Genomic DNA, 5,453 nt, shown 5'->3' with positions numbered 1-5,453 from the left:
GCCGCGCCGTCAGCAGCCCGACCCGGCACGATCGATTACGGATCCCGCCACGGCATTGAGCACTAAAAGAGAGCCGCGGCCGATGATGGCACTCTGAGTTTTCCCTCACCCGCCCCTCATTTCTCGAATGGCTCCGTCCGGTTAGTCTCCCCGCTGGGAGGAGGGCCTTGGAATGTCTCTTGTCAACGTTCTCAACATTCACGACAGCGTCGAGCTCGACACGGAAAAACGCATTCAGTTCATCGATCTCACCGGGCTCGTGAGGGAGCGGGTCCGCGCATCGGAAGTGGTCAACGGTATGGTCAACGTCCAGACCAAGCACACCACGACCGCCATCGTGCTCAATGAGAACGAGCACCGACTATTGCGGGATTTCGAGGAGCGCCTCGAGGCCTGGGCCCCGCGAGGTGTCTCTTACTACCACAACGACCTCGAGGCGCGACGCTTCCAGCTTCGCTCGGACGAGAGGCCCAATGGCGATGCCCACGCCCGGGCGATCCTCCTCGGGGCATCGGAAACGCTCAACGTGGTCGACGGCGAGGTCCAGCTCGGTCCGTGGCAGCGATTGTTCCTGGTGGAGCTCGACGGGCCGCGGCGCCGCAGCATCTCGATCCTGGTGATAGGAACTGTGGTTTAATCCCAACGGATGCAGGCGCTCGGAATCGACATCGGCGGAACCGGGATCAAAGTCGCCAAAGTCGAATCCGACACCGGAGAGCTCATCGGCGAGCGCGTGCGTCTCAAGACTCCCACCCCGTCCACCCCGGGGCGAGTGGTGGAGGCCGTTGCCCAGGCGGTTCGGCAGCTGGATTGGAAGGGAGATCGCGCGGGGTGCGGCTTTCCTGGAGTCGTTCGCCGAGGCGTCGTCTTCACGGCAGCGAACGTCTCCAAGAAATGGATCGGTGTCCGGGCGAACGAGCTCCTGGCCGAGACGACGGGCTCCAGAGTCGTCGTGGCCAACGATGCCGACCTCGCCGGTCTCGCGGAGATGCGCGTCGGTGCTGGCCGAGCTCAGACGCGGGGCGTCGTGCTCATGTTGACTTTCGGTACGGGCATCGGTACGGCACTCTTCCACGACGGCGTGCTCGTGCCGAACTGTGAGCTCGGACACATCGAGATCCGCGGGAGGGACGCGGAAACCTGGGCATCCGAGCGCGTTCGGGTGGACCAAGGACTGTCGTTCAAGAAGTGGGCTCGTCGCGTGAACCTCTATCTCCAGCGAATGCATGCTTACTTCTGGCCCGATCTCATCATTTTTGGCGGCGGGGTCAGCAAGAAATTCGACGCCTATGCCGCTCACCTGTCGGCACCTTGCCCCATCGTGCCCGCGGCGCTTCGAAACCGCGCCGGGGTCGTGGGCGCCGCCCTCGCGGCCGCAGAAGGACTCGAGGTGTAACCACCGCCAAGAACTTTTTGCCTGCGGAGTTCGTCCTAACCGTGAGAACGGGCAAGGTCTATGGATCTCACTCTCGTCTCCGAAGCTTCCGGCCCGACGCAAGAGGCCATCGACTACCTGGGTAGAGAGGGTATTCGCCACGTCGTCGCCCCCTCCCTGCGGGGGGCACGATCCGATTTCGCGCTGAGCCTTGGAAGCGGCGGACTCGATTCGAAAATACTGGAATCGCTCTGGCCAAGACGACACGATGCCGAAGTGCTCATCGCCTCGCGGCATCACCGCGGTGGGCGATCCCTGAGCCGGGCATTCAACCGATTGCTTCGCCGCGCGCTCCATCTTCCGTTCGACGACATAACCGGCGGGGTGCGGCTCTATCGGTGTTCCGCGCTGCGGCGGGTCGCGCTTCCCGAGGATCGGCCCTCGGCCCCGGTCGAGCTCCTCGTTCGCCTCTACAACGAGGGGTTCAAGATCAAAGAGATTCCGTTAGAGGGGCTCCCCAACACCGAAGGTCGGATCCTTTCCCATCTGGCGGCGCTCGCGCGATTACGGCGATTGCGCAAGTCGTCCCACGCCGCCGACTCGGACGACCGCGCATTCGAGAGTCGCGTTCCCCTCAGGAGGCGATGGCTCACGCGCCGGCAGGAGACGATCGTGAGCTACCTCGAGGTCGATGTGCCGGTGCTCGACGTCGGCTGCGGATCCTCTCGTTTGATCCAGGCGCTTTCGAAGGGAGTGGGCCTCGACACCTCCGCCCCGAAGCTGCGGTTTCTCCGCGGCCGCGCCAACGCGATCGTTGCCGGCGATGTCGCGAGGCTCCCGTTTCGAGACGGAAGCTTTCCGCAGCTCGTATGCTCCCATGTAGGCGTCGGGAGTACGTACCTCGAGGAGCTTCGACGCATCCTGAGACCGCACGGCACCCTGGTTCTCGGAACCCCCGACAGCTCGAGTCTGCGGTTCCGCCTGCTCCGCCGTCTCGCGGGCCTCGAGGCGGGACAAAGGTCGGTGAACGAGCGGGGTTTGCGGCGAGATCTCGAGGAGACCGGCTTTCGGGTGGACGAGATCCGCCGCGTGTACGGGGCGGAGATGATCGTTCGGGCGATTCGGCGCTAGCCCCCTTAGGGAACGAGCCGCAGGCGCATCAAGACCGCGCTCTCGGGGCATGCCCCGCGAAGCTCCTGAGACGCCCCGAGGCGAGGATCGACCTCGTCGCGACCAATCCGCTGGAATCCGAACCGCGGGAAATACCACTCGGCGGTCGTGGTGAGCAGAAACATCGAATGGATTTCGTTCGCTCTCGCCTCTTCGAGGAGACGCTCGACGAGGCAGCGTCCGACTCCGGCGCGCCGCTCGCCCGCCCGGACGGCCAGCGAACGCAAGAGGCCCACATCCTCATATTTCTCAATCCCGATACAACCGACGAGACGACCTTCGCCGTTACGGGCAACCAGGAAACCACCGAAGTGATCTTCCACCCCGGCACGGGGAAGGTCGGACTCATCGAGGAGCTCCAACACCTCGTCCAGCTCGCCCGCTCGTGCACGCCCGACGTTCATGAATCATCATTTTGCCACAGCCGAGCCGTGGCGGCCGATCGAACACGGGTCCCGCCACGGCGTTTGAGAACTAGAATGGCAATCGAGGCACGAATGGAGTAAGAAGTGCAACTCCGATCGCCACGATGAATACATCCAAGGTTCTCGGCGCAGGGCTCCTCCTTCCGCCCCTCGTCATCCTGTTGTTTCCGACGCTTCCCCCCCAGGACACCGCAATCGAGCGCGGCGAGTACGTGTTTCGCGCGGCTGGCGGATGCACATGCCACCACGATCCGCAAGGTGCAATCTTCTCCCTCGCGGGAGGTCGGCCGATTGCCACCCCTTTCGGCACGATCTACAGCACGAACATCACGCCCGATGACGAGACGGGAATCGGCGGCTGGTCTGACCCGGACTTCATGAAAGCGATGAGAGAAGGTGAGAGCCCAAAAGGAGAGCCCTACTACCCCGTTTTCCCCTACACGTCGTTCACCCGGATGACGGACGTCGATCTCCTCGACCTCAAGGCCTATCTGTTCTCACTCGAGCCGGTCGTCAAGGAGAACCAACCGCCGGAGCTCCGATTTCCCTACAACAGTCGGAACAGCATACGAGTATGGCGCACGCTCCATTTCGAGCCGAAGCCATTCGAGCCGAGACCCGAGCGTACGAGCGAGTGGAACCGCGGCGCCTATCTCGCCGAGGCGGTCGCGCACTGCGGCGAGTGCCACACTCCCAGGACTTTCATGGGAGCGACGAACGAAGAAATGTACCTCGCCGGATCGGTCGAGGGCCCCGAAGGTCAGATCGCCCCCAACATCACCCCCGACGAGGCGACGGGCATCGGGAGCTGGAGCATTCCCGACATCGTGTGGTTTCTCCAAACGAGCTTCAAACCGGACGGTGATGGCGCTCAGGGATTGATGGAGGAGGTCGTCGAGCACGGCTATCAGCACCTCGAGGAGTCGGATTTGAAAGCCATCGCTGCCTACCTCAAGTCGCTCGAGCCGATAGAAAACGCCATCCGCTCGAAGTAGCGCCCCGTCGAGGACGGTGGGAGCACCCTCAGCGCAGCCAGCCCGGGGGAACGCCGGCCCTTCGGGCCTCGTCCATGAGAGCGCCGCGATCGGCACGCGCCTGCTCGAGCTCACGCTCCACCGCCTGTCTCTCGGAAGCACCACGCGGGTTGGCGGTGTAGCGGGGGCTCTCCAGCTGGGACTCGAGCTCGCGGATCCTCCCGTCGAGCCTGCTCAGACGGCCCTGCCAGTACTCTCTGGTCTGCGTCGGATCGGGCTGCTCTCGCTCACCAGACTCGGACTCGCCGGTCGGCTCGTCCTCCGCAGGCTCCGCAGGCGCCGCGGCGGTTCCAGCGCCGGTCACCTGCGTCATCGGACCTTGGCCTCTCAAATCGACTTCGGTGTACGTGTGGCTTTCCGATGTCTGCAGCTTTTTTCGGCGCTCCTTCTCCTTGCGAGCGACCTCGGCGAGCGATTGCGCCGAGACGACGGCGGCGAGGAAGAGTGTCGCGAGGGTGAACACGAGACGTTTCATCTCGCACCTCCATTACCTGTATGGAATGCTCCATTCTAGCGCTGGCGCGGACCCGTGCAAGTCCGGTCGCTCGGATGATGGAAACTACCGGCGAAGCGCGGTGATCCGGTTGCCGCGCGACGAGCTCAACCGTCGAAGACCTCGCGAAAATATCGAAGCCAGTTCTGACCCAGCAGCTTCTCGATGTCCCCGTCGGCATAGCCGCGTTGATGAAGCCGATGAGCGACGTTGCGAAAACGCTCGGGCTCATCGAGCCCCTCGATCCACGGCGGCCACCGAACCCGGTAAGACGGCTTGAAGCTCCGGAGCCGCGGTTCGTACCAGGTCTCCCGCGTGGCCCAGCTCTTGATACCGCGAATGGCGAAGTCGGTCGAGAGACCCACGTGATCGATGCCTCCCACCTTGACGGCATGATCGATATGGTCGATGTAGTCCTCGATGGTGGTGTCGGGACTCGGGCCAACGAAATACCCCAGAGCGGTGATTCCCGTCATGCCACCCCGGTCGGAGATGGCCTTGATGAGCTCGTCGGTCTTGGCCCGCGGATGATCCCGATAGATCGCTTCGCAGAACGTGTGGGTGAATGCGGCTGGTCGTCTTGATACCGCGATCCCATCCTCCGAGGTCTTCCGACCACAATGAGAGAGATCGACGATGATCCCGAGCTCGTTCATCCGCTCCACGACGGCAACGCCGAAGTCCGAGAGCCCCGCATTGGTCCGTTCCGTGCAGCCGTCGCCGAGCTGGTTACGTGAATTGTAGGTCAGCTGGATACACCCGGTTCCTAGCTCGAACAGCGGGTCGAGATTCTCCACTTCCCCCTCGAGCATCGTCGCGTTCTGGAAGCCAAAGACGACGCCCATCTTCCCTTCCCGCTTCGCAAGCTCGATGTGAGCGGCCTTCGTCGCCCGGAGAATCTTGTCGGGGTTGTCGCGAACGCGAGCATTCCACTCTGCGAGAGCCCTGATCGCCAC

At 63.4% G+C, this 5,453-nt stretch carries 7 protein-coding genes; 4 read left to right on the top strand and 3 right to left on the bottom strand.

All coding sequences use genetic code 11. The features are described 5' to 3' along the window. Positions 1 to 172: 172 nt before the first annotated feature. From VEK15_13535 to VEK15_13525, 3 genes are read left to right on the top strand one after another with little or no spacing between them, the layout of a single operon-like run. Positions 173 to 637, top strand: coding sequence for a secondary thiamine-phosphate synthase enzyme YjbQ (locus VEK15_13535; protein ID HXV61715.1), 465 nt, complete (start codon positions 173 to 175; stop codon positions 635 to 637). A 9-nt stretch (positions 638 to 646) separates the two neighbouring features. After that, complete coding sequence (locus VEK15_13530) at positions 647 to 1,396, top strand: ROK family protein (protein ID HXV61714.1); 750 nt, start codon at positions 647 to 649, stop codon at positions 1,394 to 1,396. Positions 1,397 to 1,456: 60 nt separating this feature from the next. Further along, positions 1,457 to 2,506: a methyltransferase domain-containing protein gene (locus VEK15_13525; protein HXV61713.1), complete on the top strand. Its 1,050-nt coding sequence runs from the start codon at positions 1,457 to 1,459 to the stop codon at positions 2,504 to 2,506. Between the two features lie 5 nt (positions 2,507 to 2,511). Here the strand turns inward: VEK15_13525 and arsN2 are convergent, their stop codons facing one another. Continuing rightward, positions 2,512 to 2,949 carry an arsenic resistance N-acetyltransferase ArsN2 gene (gene arsN2, locus VEK15_13520; GenBank protein ID HXV61712.1) on the bottom strand — a complete coding sequence of 146 codons (438 nt, stop codon included), beginning with the start codon at positions 2,947 to 2,949 and terminating at the stop codon, positions 2,512 to 2,514. A 125-nt stretch (positions 2,950 to 3,074) separates the two neighbouring features. Between arsN2 and VEK15_13515 the strand changes: the two genes are divergently transcribed. After that, a complete protein-coding gene (locus VEK15_13515) occupies positions 3,075 to 3,965 on the top strand; it encodes a cytochrome c (protein ID HXV61711.1) in 891 nt (296 codons plus the stop codon). Positions 3,966 to 3,993: 28 nt separating this feature from the next. Here the strand turns inward: VEK15_13515 and VEK15_13510 are convergent, their stop codons facing one another. Continuing rightward, positions 3,994 to 4,479 carry a hypothetical protein gene (locus VEK15_13510; GenBank protein ID HXV61710.1) on the bottom strand — a complete coding sequence of 162 codons (486 nt, stop codon included), beginning with the start codon at positions 4,477 to 4,479 and terminating at the stop codon, positions 3,994 to 3,996. 125 nt (positions 4,480 to 4,604) lie between these two features. Further along, positions 4,605 to 5,453 (bottom strand): membrane dipeptidase (locus tag VEK15_13505; protein HXV61709.1); only part of this gene is annotated, 849 nt, incomplete at its 5' end.

The organism is Vicinamibacteria bacterium, from assembly GCA_035620555.1.
Taxonomy (GTDB): Bacteria; Acidobacteriota; Vicinamibacteria; order Marinacidobacterales; family SMYC01; genus DASPGQ01.
This window is presented reverse-complemented; position numbering and strand designations above follow the sequence as displayed.